Annotated in this window: 13 protein-coding genes; 11 read left to right on the plus strand and 2 right to left on the minus strand. The window is 74.4% G+C overall.

Features of this window, described 5'->3' with window-relative positions; all coding sequences use genetic code 11:
• Nucleotides 1–56: 56 nt before the first annotated feature.
• Entirely contained in the window at nt 57–332 is a 276-nt protein-coding gene (locus EV383_RS05745) for a MoaD/ThiS family protein (RefSeq protein WP_130288935.1), read from the plus strand.
• A 6-nt stretch (nt 333–338) separates the two neighbouring features.
• Nucleotides 339–1,289: a PLP-dependent cysteine synthase family protein gene (locus EV383_RS05750; RefSeq protein ID WP_130288936.1), complete on the plus strand. Its 951-nt coding sequence runs from the start codon at nt 339–341 to the stop codon at nt 1,287–1,289.
• 87 nt (nt 1,290–1,376) lie between these two features.
• Here EV383_RS05750 and EV383_RS05755 read toward each other — a convergent pair whose 3' ends face one another.
• Nucleotides 1,377–2,672: an alpha-amylase family protein gene (locus EV383_RS05755; RefSeq protein ID WP_130288937.1), complete on the minus strand. Its 1,296-nt coding sequence runs from the start codon at nt 2,670–2,672 to the stop codon at nt 1,377–1,379.
• Nucleotides 2,673–2,833: 161 nt separating this feature from the next.
• On the opposite strand from EV383_RS05755, the gene EV383_RS05760 reads away from it, so the two are divergent.
• From EV383_RS05760 to EV383_RS31990, 5 genes are all read left to right on the plus strand, one after another.
• The gene (locus tag EV383_RS05760) at nt 2,834–3,796 is read left to right on the plus strand and encodes a glycoprotein (protein ID WP_130288938.1); all 963 of its coding nucleotides are present in this window, start codon (nt 2,834–2,836) and stop codon (nt 3,794–3,796) included.
• Nucleotides 3,797–3,900: 104 nt separating this feature from the next.
• On the plus strand, nt 3,901–5,763 hold the full coding sequence (locus EV383_RS05765; protein WP_130288939.1) for a dynamin family protein: 1,863 nt from the start codon (nt 3,901–3,903) through the stop codon (nt 5,761–5,763).
• The gene (locus tag EV383_RS05770) at nt 5,760–7,328 is read left to right on the plus strand and encodes a dynamin family protein (RefSeq protein ID WP_130288940.1); all 1,569 of its coding nucleotides are present in this window, start codon (nt 5,760–5,762) and stop codon (nt 7,326–7,328) included. The genes EV383_RS05765 and EV383_RS05770 overlap by 4 nt, the downstream gene beginning before the upstream one ends.
• Before the next feature lie 31 nt (nt 7,329–7,359).
• Nucleotides 7,360–9,342, plus strand: coding sequence for a hypothetical protein (locus EV383_RS05775; RefSeq protein ID WP_130288941.1), 1,983 nt, complete (start codon nt 7,360–7,362; stop codon nt 9,340–9,342).
• Nucleotides 9,343–9,401: 59 nt separating this feature from the next.
• The gene (locus EV383_RS31990) at nt 9,402–11,288 is read left to right on the plus strand and encodes an Hsp70 family protein (RefSeq protein WP_242622920.1); all 1,887 of its coding nucleotides are present in this window, start codon (nt 9,402–9,404) and stop codon (nt 11,286–11,288) included.
• 10 nt (nt 11,289–11,298) lie between these two features.
• On the opposite strand, the gene EV383_RS05785 is transcribed toward EV383_RS31990, so the two are convergent.
• A complete protein-coding gene (locus EV383_RS05785; protein ID WP_130288942.1) occupies nt 11,299–13,995 on the minus strand; it encodes a helix-turn-helix transcriptional regulator in 2,697 nt (898 codons plus the stop codon).
• Nucleotides 13,996–14,140: 145 nt separating this feature from the next.
• Between EV383_RS05785 and EV383_RS05790 the strand changes: the two genes are divergently transcribed.
• The 4 genes from EV383_RS05790 to EV383_RS05805 are packed head-to-tail and all read left to right on the plus strand — an operon-like array spanning nt 14,141 to nt 16,426.
• Nucleotides 14,141–14,788 (plus strand): rhomboid family intramembrane serine protease, encoded by a 648-nt coding sequence (locus tag EV383_RS05790; protein WP_130288943.1) that lies wholly within the window; start codon nt 14,141–14,143, stop codon nt 14,786–14,788.
• Nucleotides 14,789–14,798: 10 nt separating this feature from the next.
• Nucleotides 14,799–15,620, plus strand: a complete 822-nt coding sequence (gene murI / locus EV383_RS05795; protein ID WP_130288944.1) for a glutamate racemase — start codon at nt 14,799–14,801, stop codon at nt 15,618–15,620.
• 34 nt (nt 15,621–15,654) lie between these two features.
• Nucleotides 15,655–16,020: a hypothetical protein gene (locus tag EV383_RS05800; RefSeq protein WP_130288945.1), complete on the plus strand. Its 366-nt coding sequence runs from the start codon at nt 15,655–15,657 to the stop codon at nt 16,018–16,020.
• Nucleotides 16,013–16,426, plus strand: coding sequence for a hypothetical protein (locus EV383_RS05805; RefSeq protein ID WP_165438245.1), 414 nt, complete (start codon nt 16,013–16,015; stop codon nt 16,424–16,426). Before EV383_RS05800 ends, EV383_RS05805 begins: the two co-directional genes overlap by 8 nt.

Raw genomic sequence — 16,426 nt, forward strand, 5'->3', positions numbered from 1 at the left:
CAGGACAGTCCCCTTGATTTCCACCGGCAACCGATCCGACCAGGAGTAACCCGAGCATGGCCGTCACCGTCTCCGTCCCGACCATCCTGCGCACCCACACCGACGGCGAGAAGTCCGTCGAGGCGAAGGGCAGCAACGTCGCCGAGGTGATCGACGACCTCGAGTCGCGTCACGGCGGCATCAAGGAGCGCCTGATCACCGACGGCAAGCTCCACCGTTTCGTCAACATCTACGTCGACGACGAGGACATCCGGTTCGCCGGCGGCCTCGAGGCCCCCGTCCAGGAGACCTCCACGCTGACCATCCTCCCGGCCGTCGCGGGCGGGAAGTAGCAGCTCATGGCCCGTTACGACTCGCTGCTCCAAGCGGTCGGGGACACCCCGCTGGTCGGGCTGCCGTCACTGTCGCCGTCCGAGGACGTCCGGATCTGGGCGAAGCTCGAGGACCGCAACCCCACCGGTTCGATCAAGGACCGGCCCGCGCTCGCGATGATCGAGGACGCGGAGAAGCAGGGCCTGCTGACCCCGGGCTGCACGATCCTGGAGCCGACGTCGGGCAACACCGGCATCTCACTGGCCATGGCGTCCAAGCTCAAGGGCTACCAGCTGGTCTGCGTGATGCCGGAGAACACCTCGGCCGAGCGTCGCCAGCTGTTGGCGATGTACGGCGCGCAGATCATCTCCTCGCCGGCCGCGGGCGGCTCGAACCAGGCCGTCGCGGTGGCCAAGGAGCTGGCCGCGGAGCACTCCGACTGGGTGATGCTCTACCAGTACGGCAACCCGGCGAACACCGATGCGCACTACCGCGGCACCGGTCCGGAGATCCTGCGCGACCTGCCGTCGGTGACGCACTTCGTCGCCGGGCTGGGCACCACCGGCACGCTGGTCGGGGCCGGGCGCTACCTGCGCGAGCAGAAGCCCGACGTCCAGATCATCGCGGCCGAGCCGCGCTACGGGGAGCTGGTCTACGGGCTGCGCAACCTGGAGGAGGGGTTCGTCCCCGAGCTCTACGACGCGTCCGTGCTGACCGGCCGGTTCTCGGTCGGCAGCTACGACGCGCTGCGCCGCACCCGCCAGCTCGTCGAGCAGGAGGGCATCTTCGCCGGCATCTCGTCCGGCGCGATCCTGCACGCCGCGATCGCGGCCGCGGAGAAGGCGCACAAGGCGGGCGAGACCGCGGACGTCGTCATGATCGTCTGTGACGGCGGCTGGAAGTACCTGTCCACCGGCGCCTACTCCGGCGACCTGGGCACGGCCGCACAGGGCATCGACGGCCAGCTCTGGGCCTGATCCCGCGCCCGTCTCTCAGCGAACGGCACCCTCGTCGGAATCTTTCCGACGGGGGTGCCGTTCGTCGTGCCCGCCAGGGCCCGGGACTCAGCCGGTGAGGATCCGCCAGGTGTGGGGCTCCAGGAGCAGGGGATCGTCGGTCGGGGCGGCTTCGGCCTGGACCTCGCCGTGCAGCTCGTCCGGGAAGCGGAACGGGGCGTCGTCCACCGAGAGCAGCAGGACCAGGCCTCCGCCGTCGCCCTCGCGCGGGGCCGAGCGCAGGGCGATCGTGGTGTCGGTGACGTGCTCGACGGTGGTGCGGGCGTCCACCAGCCAGGGGTGGCGGCGGCGGAGCCCGATCAGGCGCTGGTGCAGCTCACGGGTGGCGGCGCCGAACGGCGCGAGGCCGTCGGGGGTGTCCGGGAACGGCGGGCGGATCGCGTCGTCGCCGTGCTCGCGCTCCTCCTTGACGCCGGTGAACGCCTGCTCGTCCCCGGCGTAGATCGCCGGGATCCCGGCGACGGTCATCAGCACCGCGACCGCGTGTCCGAGGTGCGCGGGGTTCTCCAGGCGGCTCGCGATGCGGGTGACGTCGTGGTTGCCGACGAACGTGAGCGGCGTGAACGTCGCCAGCATCTCCTCGTGCCGGCTCAGGTTCCAGGCCAGCTCGTGCAGGTTGCCGTCGTTGAGCGAGCTCCAGATCGACTTCCACAGCTCGTACTGGGTCACCGAGTCCAGGCCCGACTCGGCGACGACCGCCGCGTAGTCGCCGTGGATGACCTCGCCGACGAACCACGCGTCCGGGTGCCGCTCCCGTACGCCCGGGAGCACGGCGGCCCAGAACGTCGACGGCACCTGGTAGGCGGCGTCGAGGCGCCAGCCGTCCACGCCGCGGTCGAGCCAGTGCGTCATGACGGCGGCGACGTGCGCGCGCACGGCCGGCTCGTCGTGGTCGAAGGAGACGAGCTTGTCGTGGCCCTCGAAGGCCTCGGGCTCGTCGCCGTTCCAGCGGAACCATCGGCCCGCCTCGGACTCCGGCCCGTCCTGGAGGGCCCGTGTGAACTGCGGGAACGAGCGTCCGACGTGGTTGAACACGCCGTCGAGCAGGATCCGGATCCCGCGGGTGCGGCAGGCGGCGACGAGACGGTCGAACGCGGCGTCGTCACCGAGGCGGGGGTCGATCCGGAAGTGGTCGACGGTGTCGTAGCCGTGGGTCTCGGAGGCGAACACCGGGCCCAGCGCGAGCCCGGAGCAGCCGAGCTCGACGAGGTAGTCCAGCCAGGGCTCGAACCGGTCCAGGCGCGGTTCCGGCGGCGTGCCCTCGGGCAGTGCCTGCGCCTCGGCGCCGACGAAGCCGAGCGGGTAGGCGTGCCACCACACCGCATGATCGATCCATCGGTCCATGCCGCCATCCTCCCGGTCGGTGTCCGGACGGCTGCGACCGGCTTCTGAGCAGTGGTCCGGCGGGGGATGAGTACTCCGGTACTCATGACCGTCGCCGGTCGCCGGAGCACTCTTCTCCTCAAGCGAGACCCCGACACTCCAGCGAAGAAGAGGCGATGACGATGACCGACACCGTGGGTTCGAACTTCAACCAGCAGGCCAAGTCCGGTGGTGACGACGGCGGCGACATCTTCCAGAACCAGCAGCAGGCCGGCGCCGGGCTGGGCGGGTCGAACTTCAACCAGCAGGCGAAGTCGGGCGGCGACGAGGTCCTGGTCGGCCCGAACGGCGAGCAGGTCTTCACCGACGAGCAGGGGCGCCACTTCTTCTTCGACGCCGACGGCGACCGGATCTTCCTGCCGGAGGACGACGGCGGTGACATCTTCCAGAACCAGCAGCAGGCGGGTGCCGCCGGGCTCGGCGGGAGCAACTTCAACCAGCAGGCGAAGTCCGGTGGTGACGACGGTGGCGGGGACATCTTCCAGAACCAGCAGCAGTCCGGTGCCGGTGGCGGGGGCAGCAACTTCAACCAGCAGGCGAAGTCGGGCGGTGGCGACGACGGCGGGGACATCTTCCAGAACCAGCAGCAGTCGGGCGCCGGCCACGGTGGGTCGAACTTTAACCAGCAGGCGAAGTCCGGTGGTGATGACGACGGCGGGGACATCTTCCAGAACCAGCAGCAGTCGGGCGGCGGCCACGGTGGGTCGAACTTCAACCAGCAGGCGAAGTCCGGTGGTGACGACGGCGGCGGGGACATCTTCCAGAACCAGCAGCAGTCGGGCGGCGGCCACGGCGGGTCCAACTTCAACCAGCAGGCCAAGTCCGGTGACGACGACGGCGGCGGCGACATCTTCCAGAACCAGCAGCAGTCCGGTGCCGGTGGCGGGGGCAGCAACTTCAACCAGCAGGCCAAGTCCGAAGGGAGCGACCACGATGACGCCCCCGTCGAGACCGTCGCCCACCACACCGAGGAGCCGACGTTCGCCCCGGCGTACGAGGAGCGCAGCTTCGAGGCCGAGAGCCACGACAGCGGCGGCTCGGACGGTTCCGGGGACCACGCGGCCGCGATGAGCCACGACGGCTGAGTCGACGACGCCCCGTAGCGAACCGCGGGGCCGGAACGAGTGAGCAGGTGCCCGGACGCCGAGTCCGGGCACCTGCTCACACGTGCGAGGGGAGACGACTCCAGATGCCCGCAACCCCGAGTGCCGCCGCGAAGCACGCGCTCGAGACCCTCGACATGACCGTCAAGGGCGCCCGTGCCTACGACCGCGAGGACCTGGCCGACCGCCTCCGCGCCGCGCGCAGGCTGCTCGAGGCCGCGACCGTCACCGTGCACGTCGTCGGGGAGTTCAAGCAGGGCAAGAGCTCCCTGGTGAACGCGCTGCTCACGGCGCCCGTCTGCCCGGTCGACGACGACATCGCCACCGCCGTCCCGACCGAGGTCCGCTACGCCGCCGAGCTGGCCGCGAGCGCCAGCTTCGAGTCCGCGCCCGGATCCGGCGGCCCGGGGTGGACCGAGGCGATCTCGCCGTCGGACATCGCCGCCTACGCCTCGGAGTCGGGCAACCCGGGCAACACCCGTCGTCTGCGCTCGGTCACCGTCGGGATCTCGCGCCAGCTGCTCTCCACCGGGCTCGTCCTGATCGACACCCCCGGCGTCGGCGGTCTCGGCTCCACCGCCAACGCGACGGCGATGAGCTCGCTGCCCCAGTCGCACGCGGTGCTGTTCGTGACCGACGCCTCCCAGGAGCTGACGGCGGCGGAGCTGCGGTTCCTGCGCACCGTGCGCGAGCTGTGCCCGACGTTGCTGCTCGTGCTGACCAAGACCGACCTCTACCCGCAGTGGCAGCGGATCCTCGACCTCGACCAGGGCCACCTGCGCCGGAAGGGGATCACGGTCGACGCGGTCGCGGTGTCGTCGGAGATCCGGGCGCTCGCCGCGAAGGACGCGGACCAGGAGCTGAACAACGAGTCCGGCTTCCCGGAGCTGGTCCGCCGGATCAACGACGTGCTCGCCGGCTCCGAGCGGATCGCCGTCGACTCCGTCGTCACGCACCTGGGCTCGGCGCTGGGCCAGATGGAGGTCGCCGCGACGGCCCGTCGCGACGCCCTGCTCGACCCGGAGAACGCGGCCGAGCTGGTCGCGACGCTCACCGCGGCGAAGGAGAGCGCCGACGCGCTGCGCGAACGGTCGTCGAAGTGGCAGCTGCTGCTCAACGACGGGTTCGCCGACATCGCCTCGGACGTCGACTTCGACCTGCGCGACCGCGCCCGCCGCGCGATGCACGAGGCGGAGGCCGCGATCGACGAGGGCGACCCGGCGAAGAACTGGGAGGAGTTCGAGCAGTGGTTCCGCCAGCGCCTGGCCGGTGAGGCGCTGGAGAACTACGCGCTGTTCGTGCGCCGGGCCAAGGAGGTCGCCAACACCGTCGGCGAGCACTTCGACCTGGCCGAGTCCGAGATCGTCACCGCCCGCGAGGTGTCCGCCCCGGTCGAGCTGCTGGACACGTTCACCGTCGACTCCGCGTTCGTGGAGAAGAAGGCCAAGGGCGCCGGGATGGCCGCGTTCCAGAAGGCCTACGGCGGTTTCCTGATGTTCACCATGCTCACGCACATGGCGGCACTCGCCATTCCGGCGCCGTTCGGCCTGATCACCGGTGCCCTGATGGGACGCGCCGGGCTCAAGGACGAGCGGCGGCGTCAGCTGGAGAAACGCCGCAGCGAGGCGAAGGCGGCCGTGCGCCGGTTCGTCGACGAGTTCCAGATGCAGGTCGGCAAGGACTCCCGCGACGCGATCCGGCACGTCCAGCGCGAGCTGCGGACCGCGTGGACCGAGCGGGTCTCGGAGCTGCAGCGCTCCGCGGCGGCCGGGCTGGCCGCCGCGCAGGAGTCCGCGCGCACCGGTGAGTCCGACGTCGGGGCGCGGGAGCGGATCGCGAACGACCTGGCGTCGCTGGCGATGCTGCGCGCCCGCCTCGACGACCTGGCCGGGCACCTGGAGCGGGTGCGCGGCGAGCCGGTGACCGCAGGAGAGGGCGCGCCGCGATGACCCCGGCACCCCCGACGCTGGTCAACCGCGTCCGCGGGCTCGTGCACCGGGCGTGCAGCGTCTACGGCGGGGGCCCGGCCATGCCGGACCTGCTCGCCGCGGCCGCGCGCCTCGACGAGCCGTTGCGGGTCGCGATCGCCGGACGGATCAAGGCCGGCAAGTCCACGCTGCTCAACGCGCTCGTCGGTCAGGAGCTGGCGGCCACCGACGCGGGGGAGTGCACCCGCGTCGTCACCTGGTACCGCGACGGGCACACCTACCGCGTCGGCGCCCAGCTGCGTTCCGGGCGGCGTCTCGGCCTGCCGCCCGGGCCCACCGGAGGGGCCCCGGACCTGCAGGGCCTCTCCGCCGACGAGATCGACCACCTGATGGTCGACTGGCCGTCCCCGGCGCTGCGCGAGATGACGCTGATCGACACCCCCGGCATGGACTCGCTGACCACCGAGCTGTCCGGGCGCACGACGTCCACCCTGACCCCGGATGACGACGAGGGACCGGGCGCCGTCGACGCCGTCGTCTACCTGATGCGGCACATGCACGCCACCGACGTCTCGTTCCTGGAGGCCTTCCGCGACGACCCGGCCGAACGCCGCCCGATCAACACGATCGGCGTGCTGGCCCGCGCCGACGAGGTCGGGCACGGCCGCCCGGGCGCGCTGGACAGCGCGGCGCGGGTCGCCGGGCGCTACCGCGAGGACCCGCGGGTGCGGGCGCTGTGCCAGACCGTGCTGCCGGTCGCCGGGCTGCTCGCCGCGACCGCGGCGACCCTGCGCGAGGACGAGTTCCGCGCCCTCGGGCTGCTCGCCGCCGCGGACGACGGCGTCGCGGACAAGCTGCTGCTGACGGCGAACCGGTTCGTCGCCGCCGGGACCGAGCTCGACCTGGGCCCGGCGCGGCGGGCGGCGCTGCTCGAGCGGTTCGGGCTGTTCGGGGTGCGGCTGTCGGTGCAGCTGATCGACTCCGGCGTCGCGACGACGGCCGGTGCGCTGTCGCGCGAACTGCTGCACCGCAGCGGCCTGTCCCCGTTCCGGGAGGCGCTGACCAGCCGCTTCGCCGGCCGGGCCGAGGTGCTCAAGGCACGCTCCGCGCTGCGCGCGACCGAGTCGGTGCTGCGCCGCTATCCGGTGCCGGCCGCGGCGGCGCTGATGCACGAGCTGGAGCTGGTGACCGCGGGCGCGCACGAGTTCGCCGAGATCCGGCTGCTGGACACGCTGCGCACCGGCGCGCTGATGCTCACCGACGCCGAGCGGGCCACCGCCGAACGGCTCCTCGGCGGCGAGGGCGTGGCGCCGGGGACACGGCTGGGCCCGCCGCCGGGCAGCACCCGGGAGGAGACGCTGCAGGTCGCGCAGGCGGCGCTGGTGCAGTGGCAGCGCCGGGCCGAGCACCCGTCGTCCGGGCGCGACGTCCGGGAGGCCTGCCGGGTGCTGGTGCGCACCTGCGAGGGGCTGCTGCTGGGCGTGCTGGAGAACGGCCTCCCCCTGCAACGGGCGGTGCCGAACACCGGGTTCGTGAGCAACGGGGGAGTAGCCACCGGCCCCGGTCGAGTAGCGGACTGCTCATGACCGGGGGCGTCCGCGACGGGAGTCTCATGCCATGACCACGACGACACCACCGCCGCGCAGCGGACCGGCGGGTATGCCGCCGCACCTCTGGGAGCTGGCGAAGTCCGATGTCCGCCTGTCCGTCCCCGAGCGCGTGCGGGGTGCCGTCGCGAACGGGGCGAACGCACCCGCCGGCGTCCGGCGGATCGCCGCCCGGATCGCCGCCACCGGCGCCGCCATGGGTGCCGCGGCCGCACTGGTCTCGGTGGGCGGTTTCGCCGACGCCGCCGAGGGCATCCCGGTCGACCTCGCCGGGAACTCCGCGCCGCTGGACGGCACCGGAGGGGAGGACAACGGGCTCGACCCGGCCCCGCCCATGCCCGGCTCCGCCGACCACGGCCCGTCCTACCACTCGGCCGGCCACGGCGGCGGCTCCGCGGGCTCGGGCGGTGACCCCGACGGCGGGACGTACGGCGGGTCCGACGGGCACGGCGGCGGGTACGCCACGTCGGAGACCACCGGCACCGGTGACGTCGCGTCCGGCCTCGGCAGCACCTGGCACGTGCAGAGCGACGGCGGCCCGGAGGCCGGCGGCGAGTGGCTCACCGTCCAGATGTTCCAGAGCGTCACCGTCACCGAGACCGCCGACGGCATGTTCGTCGTCGACGCCTACCAGTACATCGTGATCCGCGACGACGACGGCCAGGAGTACGTGTTCAAGGAGCACTACCAGGTGGTCGTCCCGGACCCGCCGGGCGAGGAGACCGACCTGGTGATCCACGAGCGCGGGCACGTGCACGTGATCGAGAACCCGGACGGCAGCTTCTCCGTGGCCACCGCCGACTACGGCATCGACGTCCTGGTCGGCAACGACGGCGACGGCAAGGACGAGGTCGCGATCACCCAGTCCGAGCGCGTGCAGGTGACCGACAAGGACGGTCACGACGGCTCCGACGTGACGGTCGACCTGTCCGAGAAGGCCACCTCCACCAGCGACGACCTCGGCGACGAGGCCACCACGACGATCAAGCAGGGCCAGGTCCTCACCGACCGCGACGACCTGCCGGAGACACCGTGGAAGGAGGGGACCGACGGGGTTCCCTCGAGCGAGAGCGGCCCGTTCGCACCGGTCGGGACGACCCCGACGACGGTCCCCACCGGCACCGGCACCGGCACCGGCACCGGCACCGGTACGGGCACCGGCACCGGCTCGGACGGGGTCGTCGTCGATCCGGACGCGCCGGCCCCCGAGGACCCCGGCACCGGGCCGGACCCGTCGTCGCCGTTCGGGGAGGAGCCCGCGGACCGCGGGACGGGCCCGCAGACGACGATCACCCCGTCGTCCCCGTCGTCGCCGGCCGGGACCTCCGGCGGGTCGGGCGCGGGGGCAGGGACGGCGGCACGACCGGTCGAGCCGGCGCCGCTCACGAGCACGCTCGGCGCCCCGGCGGCCGCCGCGGCCGTCCAGGTCGAGACGTCACAGGCCGACATCCGGATCGTCGAGCCCGCCCCGGTGGAGGCCGCGGGCTCCGGTCCGGGGAACGAGCAGGCGTCCCCGCTGCAGGCACCGGAGCCCTCACCGCCGCCGGGGGAGACGCCCCGGACCGAGCCCGGCGATCCGGGCGCGGGGCACTTTTCCGGTGCACCGGCGGCCCCCACCGGGCCGGGGCCGTTCGAGCCGGCGCCCGAGGCCGGCACGACCCAGCCCGGCACAACCCAGCCCGGCACGCCGGGCTCGCCGACGACGTCGGGCACGGACCCGCGGCCGGGGACCGAGACGTTCCCGACCACCCCGGGCACGGACGAGCACCCGGTGCCCGATCCCGCGTCCGGGCCGGACCCGTCCACCGGGACCCACCCGGACCCGGCCACCGACCCGTCGGACCCGACCGGCACCGCGACCGGCGGGACCACCACCGGGACCGACGCCGGGCACGAGCACCCGACCGGGCCGCTCGGCACCCCGGACCACGACGTCACCGACCACGGCAGCAGCACCGACGACGCGGGCGCACACGACGCGCTCGTGTCCTGAGCACGGCAGCACACCGGACCGGCGCACCGCGCCGGTCGGACTCGAAGGGGGAGACGGCGATGGGATACGGGCTGGGTGTCGACCTCGGCACCACGTTCACGGCGGCGGCGGTCGAGCGCGACGGTCGTGTCGAGATGGCCACGCTCGGGGACCGGACGGCCGCCGTCCCGTCGGTGGTGCTGCTGCGGGCCGACGGCACCGTGCTCACCGGAGACGCCGCCGACCGGCGTGCGTCCACCGAGCCGGACCGGGTCGCCCGCGAGGTCAAACGCCGCCTCGGCGACCCGATGCCGGTGATCCTGGGCGGGACGCCGCAGCCGGTCCAGGAGCTGATGGCGATGCAGCTGCGCGACGTCGTCCGTGCCGTCGCCGAGCGGGAGGGCGGCCCGGCGGACACGGTGACGCTCACCCACCCGGCCAACTGGGGCCCCTACAAGCGCGAGCTGTTCGGGCAGATCCCGGTGCGTGCCGGCCTGGCCGACGTCCGAATGCTGACCGAGCCCGAGGCGGCGGCCGCGCACTACGCCTCCACCGAGCGGGTGCCCGACGGCGCGGTCGTCGCCGTCTACGACCTGGGCGGCGGCACGTTCGACGCGACCGTGCTGCGCGTCGACCCCGCCGGGCGCCGGGCCGGGGGCTTCGAGATCCTCGGCACGCCGGAGGGCATCGAGGGCCTCGGCGGCATCGACTTCGACGAGGCCGTGTTCGCCCACGTCGACCGCGTCCTCGACGGCGCGGTGTCCGCGCTCGACCCCGCCGACGTGCGCGCCACCGGTGCGGCGATCCGGCTGCGGCAGGAGTGCGTGCTGGCCAAGGAGGCGCTCTCGGCGGACACCGAGACGACGATCCCGGTGCTGCTCCCGGCGATCCAGACCGAGGTACGGCTGACCCGCGGCGAGCTGGAGGACATGATCCGGCCCTCGGTCGCGGCGACCGTCGAGTCGATGCGCCGCGCCCTGGCCTCGGCCGGGGTGACGGCCGACGAGCTCCATACCGTTCTGCTGGTCGGCGGGTCGTCGCGGATCCCGGCCGTGGCGCGGACGGTGTCGTCCGAGCTGGGCCGCCCGACGTCGGTGGACGCCCACCCCAAGCACGCGATCGCCCTCGGTGCGGCCGCCGTCTCCGGCCGGACCGCCACGCCCACCGAGGCCGCCGCGGTGGGTGTGGCCGGTGCCTGGGACGACGTCCCGGGCGACGACACCCCGACCCCGCCCGGCGGGATCCCGGTCGTCGGCCCCGGGCCGGGCGCCGGGGTGCCGATCGGCCCCGGTGCGCCCGTCAACCCCGGGGCGCCGGTCGGGACCGGCGCCTACGCCGTCCCGGCCGCGTTCGCGAGCGCCGGACTCGCGGGAGCCGCGGCCGGTCCCGACACCGCGACCGCCGCCATGGCGGGGTACGCCGCGGACGAGCCGGAGCAGACGATGCCGGCGTCCGCGGTGTCCGGACCGGGCGCGCTCGCGGCCGGGGCGCCGCCGCCGTCACTGGCGGCACCGGCCGGGCCGAAGCGCCGCCGCCGGATCGGGATCGCCGTGGGTGGGGGCGTCCTCGTCGCCGCGGCCGCGGTGGCCGCCGCGCTGTTCTACGGCGCCGCGTCCGGGTCCGCCCCGGAGGGGCCGGTGGTCGTGACCCCGTCCGCGACGCCGGTCGTCGCCACCACCGCCCCGCCGGAGCCGGTCGAGCCGGAGTCACCGGTGCAGGTCACCGACGAGCCGACGGCCGAGGAGCCCGCCCCCGACGACGGCGCGGGCGCCGCGGCGGTGGCGCCGGACCCGGCCCCGGCGGTGGCTCCCGCCCCGGACCCGGTGGTGAGGAAGCCGACGACGAGGCCGAAGACCGACACGCACCCGTCGAAGACCCACACGGCGACGTCGACCCCGAAGTCCACCGAGACGTCCACCGCGACCACGGAGCCGGACTGCTGCTCCACGTCCGGGCACTCGGGGTAGGCGGACGGGCTCAGGCGCCGGGACGGATCCCGGCGACCTGGGTCAGGTCGCCCCGACCGGACACCCCGAGCTTGGCGTAGACCGAGCGCAGCACGTTGTCCACGGTGCGTACCGACACGACCAGCTCACCGGCGATGGCCTTGCTGGTCATCCCGGTGGCGGCCAGGGCGGCGATCTCGTGCTCGCGCGGGGTGAGGTCGCTGGACCCCTCCAGCAGCCCCAGCGCCGGGGTGTGCGCGCCCTCGCAGTCCTGGGCCCACGCCCGGGCGCGTGACGCCGAGGCCGCCGACGACCCGGTCCGGCCGGCCGCGCGGTGGGCGTGCGCGGCCTGCGCCGCCGCCTCCGCGGCCAGCAGCACGAACCCCAGGTCGGCGAAGCGCACCGCCACCCGGTCCAGACCGTCCGCGTCGGTCCCGGCGAGCGCGGCCGCGTGCGCGCCGTAGGCCCGTTCCAGCGGGCCCTCGGCATCGGCGGCCAGCACGGTCAGGCGGTCGGTCACCTCGCCGGTCAGTCCGGCCCGGACGGCGGTGTGCAGCGCCTGCAGCCGGTGCCCGTGGGTCTCGGCGCCGTCGGCGGCGGCGAGCGCGATCGTCGCCGCGTGCGAGGTCCGCCCCTCGATCCCGGCGACGAACACCCGCGCCGGGTGCGCCCATCCGGTGAGCAGCATGTCCCCGGGGACGCGCTCGCCCTCGGCCAGCACCGCCTTCGCCCGGGCGACCCGGCCGGAGCTCGCCATCGCGACCGCCAGCTCGCCGACCAGCGGCATCGTGAACGAGAAACCGTCGGCCGGCACCGCCGCGGCGGCCTCCAGCAGCCAGTGCGACGCCGTCGCCACGCGCCCGCGGCGACCGGCCACGATCCCCAGCCAGGTCGCGAACAGCGCGGAGTAGCGGTCCAGCTCCCGGTCCACGGCGGCGCGGTGACAGGGCAGGGCGAGCGCGTCCGCGGCGTCGAGGTCCCCGGACTGCACGAGCGCATACCACCACGCCGCGAGCACCTGGAACCGCAGCCAGCCGCCGTCCTCGAGACCCGGTGCCATCGGGTCGGCCCGCTTGGCGTAGCCGACGGTCGCGCCGTAGCGCCCGGACTTCGCCGAGGCCATCGCGGCCACCGCGAGCGCGGGCAGCCCGGCCGTGTCGTCGTCGGCGACGGGGGCGACGATCCGTGCGGCCTCGACCGGCTGCCCGCCGAGCAACGCCCGGAACGCCCGCAGCACCGTCAGCGCGGCCGGTTCGTCGCCGTCCCCCTCGTCCGGCCCGGTCCCCGGGATCGCCCGCAGGACCTCGTCGACGCGGCCGAACGCGCGCAGGCCCCAGTAGAGGTTGTGCACCCGGACGACGGCGGCGTCGAGCCGCACCCCGGCCGCGCCCGGCTCCCCGGCACCGGCCCGGGCGTCGAGCTCGGCGAGCACCGACTCGGCCTGCTCGACGTGCCCGAGCCGGATCAGCCCACCGGCCAGCGCCAGCCGTCCCGGCGCGTCACCGTTCTGCTCGACGGCCGCGGCGAGCAGCCGCCCGGCCAGCTCGGGGTGGCGGGCACGCAGCTCGGTCGCGGCCCGGAGGAGCTCCCGCGGGTCGGTCGGCAGACCCTGCGCGACCTGCCAGGACACCGTGCGCCAGCGGTCCTCGTCGCGGAGCCCGCCGCCGGAGACGACGGCCTCGGAGAGCCGCCGGTAGATCTCGCGCTCCTGCAGCGGGGTGACCCGCCCGCGCAGGATCTCGGTGTGCAGCGGGTGCGCCAGGTGCAGGTCCACCCGGTTCCCGACGCGGGACGACGCGAGCAGGCCGCGGCTCTCGGCGGAGGCGAGCGCGTCGGGGTCGAACAGGTCGGCCGCGACCTCGCTGTCGAGCGGCTGCCCGAACGCGAGCACCCGCATCAGGTCCTGCTCGGCGTCGTCGAGCACGCCGGTCTGCGCGGCCACCATCTCGACCAGGCGCGGGGTGCCGGGGAACGGGCCCTCCCACCGCCACACCGCGCCGACCCGGCGCAGCGCTCCACCGGCCCGCCCGCCGTCGACGAGCTCGCGCAGGAACAGCGGGTTGCCCCGGGCCAGGCGCCACAGGTGCGCCAGCGCGCCGCCGTCGACGATCGTGCCCGGCTCGTCGTCGCAGAGCGCGTGCACCACCAGCCGGTCACTCTGCCCGCGGTCGAGCTCGGCGATGTCGATCCGCTCGGTGAGGCCCTCCTTCCACAGCGCGAACACCGGCGAGGGGACCACCACCCCGGACGGCACGGTGACGATCACGAACGCGTCGCCGGAGACGGCCAGCTGCTGCAGCAGGATCGCCGACGTCTCGTCCAGCACGTGCGCGTCGTCGACGGCCAGCACCAGCCGTGCGTCGCCGGCGTGGGCGAGCAGGCGGTGCCGGGCCTCGCGCAGCAGGCGGGCGGTCGGGGAGCCGACCGGGTCCAGGTCCGGGAACAGGTGCGCCATCGCGCCGAGCGGGATCGACGCCGTCGAGCTGCCGGCCATCACCCAGCACGGCGCCCACCGGGCGGGCGCACCACCGCCGGAACCGCGGGCCCCGGCACCGGTGCGGGGGGCCTCGGCGCCGCAGACGGCCGCCAGCGCGGCGCGGGCGAGCCGGGTGCGGCCCACCCCGGGCGGGCCGACCAGCACCGCCCCGGTCCGGCGTCCGGAGCGCGCGGTCGCGACGATCGCGCGCAGCGTGGCGGACCGCCCGACCAGCGGCCATCCCCCGGTCACCGCGATCGGGCGGAGGAACGGTGCTCCGCCATGTCGGATCCTCCCCGCCTGTCGGTGGGGACTCGTCCTCAGAGGATCGAACGTTTCGGCCCGACCAGGGGATTTCCCCCGTTCGGCGGCACGCGCGGTCGGTACCGTCGACGGTATGGCCGCACCCGCATCCACGCCCCGCCGACCGATCGCGCGCGTGCTGCCGCCGTCGCCGCGCACGGCCGCGGCGATCATGCTGCTGTTCACCGCGTTCCTCTACCTGGCCGAGGTCGTCGACCAGGCCTCGGGCAACGCGCTCGACTACGCCGGGGTGATCGTCCCGCGCTCGGTGGACGGGCTGACCGGCATCATCACCGCGCCGCTGCTGCACGGCAGCTGGGACCACCTGATCAGCAACACCCTGCCGTTCCTGGTCTTCGGCTTCCTGGCCATGGCCGGGGGCACCGCGCAGTGGTTCATGGTCACCGCGCTGATCTGGGTGACCAGCGGGATCGGCGTCTGGCTGATCTCGCCCGCGCCGGTGCTCGGCGTCTCCGGGGTGATCTTCGGATGGTTCCTGTTCCTGCTGGCCCGCGGGTTCTTCGCCCGCAGCCTCCGGCAGATCCTGGTGGCCGTGGTGCTGTTCGCGATCTACGGCGGGATCCTCTGGGGCGTGCTGCCCAGCAACCCGATGGTCTCGTGGCAGGCGCACCTGTTCGGCGCGCTCGGCGGGCTGCTCGCGGCGTCGATCGTCGCGAAGGCCGACCGGCGGGTCGCCGGGCCGCCCCCGCCCGTTCTCAACGGTGGTGGGCTCGGCGCCTAGCATCGGTCCCGTGAGTGACCCTCGCGACGCCCCGATCGGCATCTTCGACTCCGGCGTCGGTGGTCTCACCGTGGCCCGCGCGGTGATCGACCAGCTGCCCGCCGAGCAGATCGTCTACGTCGGCGACACCGCGAACGGCCCGTACGGCCCGCTGCGGATCGCCGACATCCGGCGGCACGCTCTCGCGATCGGCGACGACCTCGTCGAACGCGGGGTGAAGGCCCTGGTCATCGCGTGCAACACGGCGTCCGCGGCCTGCCTGGCCGACGCCCGGGAGCGCTACCCGGTGCCGGTCGTGGAGGTGCTGCGCCCGGCCGTGCGACGGGCCGTCGCCGCCACCCGGACCGGCAAGATCGGCGTGATCGGGACGAAGGCCACGATCGCCTCCGGCGCCTACGCCGACGCGTTCGACGCCGCCCGCGACGTCGAGGTCACCTCGGTGGCCTGCCCGCGGTTCGTCGACTTCGTCGAGCGCGGCACCACCAGCGGGCGGCAGATCCTCGGTCTGGCCCAGAGCTACCTGGAGCCGCTGCAGCGGGCCCGCTGCGACACCGTCGTCCTCGGGTGCACGCACTACCCGCTGCTGGCCGGGGTGCTGCAGATCGTGCTCGGTCCCGACGTCACGCTCGTCTCCAGCGCCGACGAGACGGCCAAGGACGTCGTGCGCACGCTGCACTCCCGCGACCTGCTCCGCGACGCCACCGAGCCCGCCGAGCCGCACCGGTTCCTCGCCACCGGCGACCCGGAGCCCTTCCGGCGCCTGGGCCGACGCTTCCTCGGCCCGGAGATCGGGCCGGTCGTGGGGCGGGCCGGCGTCACACCGGTGCCGTGACGGCCGATGCCCCGGCTGGAGTAGCGTCGCGGACGTGATCGGCCTGCTGGTGCTCGTGATTCTCGTGGCCACGGTCGCGACGGCCCTGTTCGGCCTGGTCACGACCGCGTTCAACCGCCCGCCCGACCAGGTCCACCGGATCGCGGTCGGGATCTGCGAGGTGCTGCTCGTCGGGCAGGCCGCCATCGCGGCGTTCCGGGTGTTCGGCGGCGTGACGCTGCCCGAACAGAGCACGTTCCTCATCTACCTCGTGGTGAGCATCTGCGTGATGCCGATCGCGCTGCAGTTCGCCACCGCCGAGCCGACCCGCTGGGGCGGCGCGGTGATCGCGATCGGCGCCGTCGGCACGGCCGTGGCGGTGCTGCGCCTGCAGGGACTCTGGGCGGCCGGCGGTGTCTGAGCCGGCGCGTCACCCCCGCGCCACCGCGACCGGTCCGGGACGGGTGCTGATCGCCGTCTACGGGATCTTCGCGCTGTCCGCGACGGCGCGGGCGGGCGTCCAGATCGCCGGCCAGTTCGGCGAGGCGCCGATCGCCTACACGCTGTCCGGGCTGGCCGGGGTCGTCTACATCCTGGCCACGATCGGCCTGGCCGGGAACGGGCCGGGCTTCCGCCGCCTGGCCTGGGCCTCGGTGACGTTCGAGCTGGTCGGGGTGCTGTCGGTCGGACTGTTCACCCTCCTGGATCCCGGCGACTTCCCGGACCAGACGGTCTGGTCGGACTTCGGGATCGGGTACGGGTTCATCCCGCTCGTGCTGCCGTTCGTCGGGCTCTGGTGGCTGCGCCGGACGGGGCGCGCGGGTTAG

Origin of the sequence: Pseudonocardia sediminis (assembly GCF_004217185.1) — a bacterium.
Lineage (GTDB): Bacteria > Actinomycetota > Actinomycetes > Mycobacteriales > Pseudonocardiaceae > Pseudonocardia > Pseudonocardia sediminis.

What these genes read in the sequence shown, in the direction of transcription:
- EV383_RS05770 (WP_130288940.1), top strand. Translation starts at nt 5,760, where the DNA reads ATGACCCCGGCACCCCCGACGCTGGTCAACCGCGTCCGCGGGCTCGTG.
- EV383_RS05760 (WP_130288938.1), top strand. Translation starts at nt 2,834, where the DNA reads ATGACCGACACCGTGGGTTCGAACTTCAACCAGCAGGCCAAGTCCGGT.
- EV383_RS05790 (WP_130288943.1), top strand. Translation starts at nt 14,141, where the DNA reads ATGGCCGCACCCGCATCCACGCCCCGCCGACCGATCGCGCGCGTGCTG.
- EV383_RS05775 (WP_130288941.1), top strand. Translation starts at nt 7,360, where the DNA reads ATGACCACGACGACACCACCGCCGCGCAGCGGACCGGCGGGTATGCCG.
- EV383_RS05755 (WP_130288937.1), bottom strand. Translation starts at nt 2,672, where the DNA reads ATGGACCGATGGATCGATCATGCGGTGTGGTGGCACGCCTACCCGCTC.
- EV383_RS31990 (WP_242622920.1), top strand. Translation starts at nt 9,402, where the DNA reads ATGGGATACGGGCTGGGTGTCGACCTCGGCACCACGTTCACGGCGGCG.
- EV383_RS05750 (WP_130288936.1), top strand. Translation starts at nt 339, where the DNA reads ATGGCCCGTTACGACTCGCTGCTCCAAGCGGTCGGGGACACCCCGCTG.
- EV383_RS05745 (WP_130288935.1), top strand. Translation starts at nt 57, where the DNA reads ATGGCCGTCACCGTCTCCGTCCCGACCATCCTGCGCACCCACACCGAC.
- EV383_RS05765 (WP_130288939.1), top strand. Translation starts at nt 3,901, where the DNA reads ATGCCCGCAACCCCGAGTGCCGCCGCGAAGCACGCGCTCGAGACCCTC.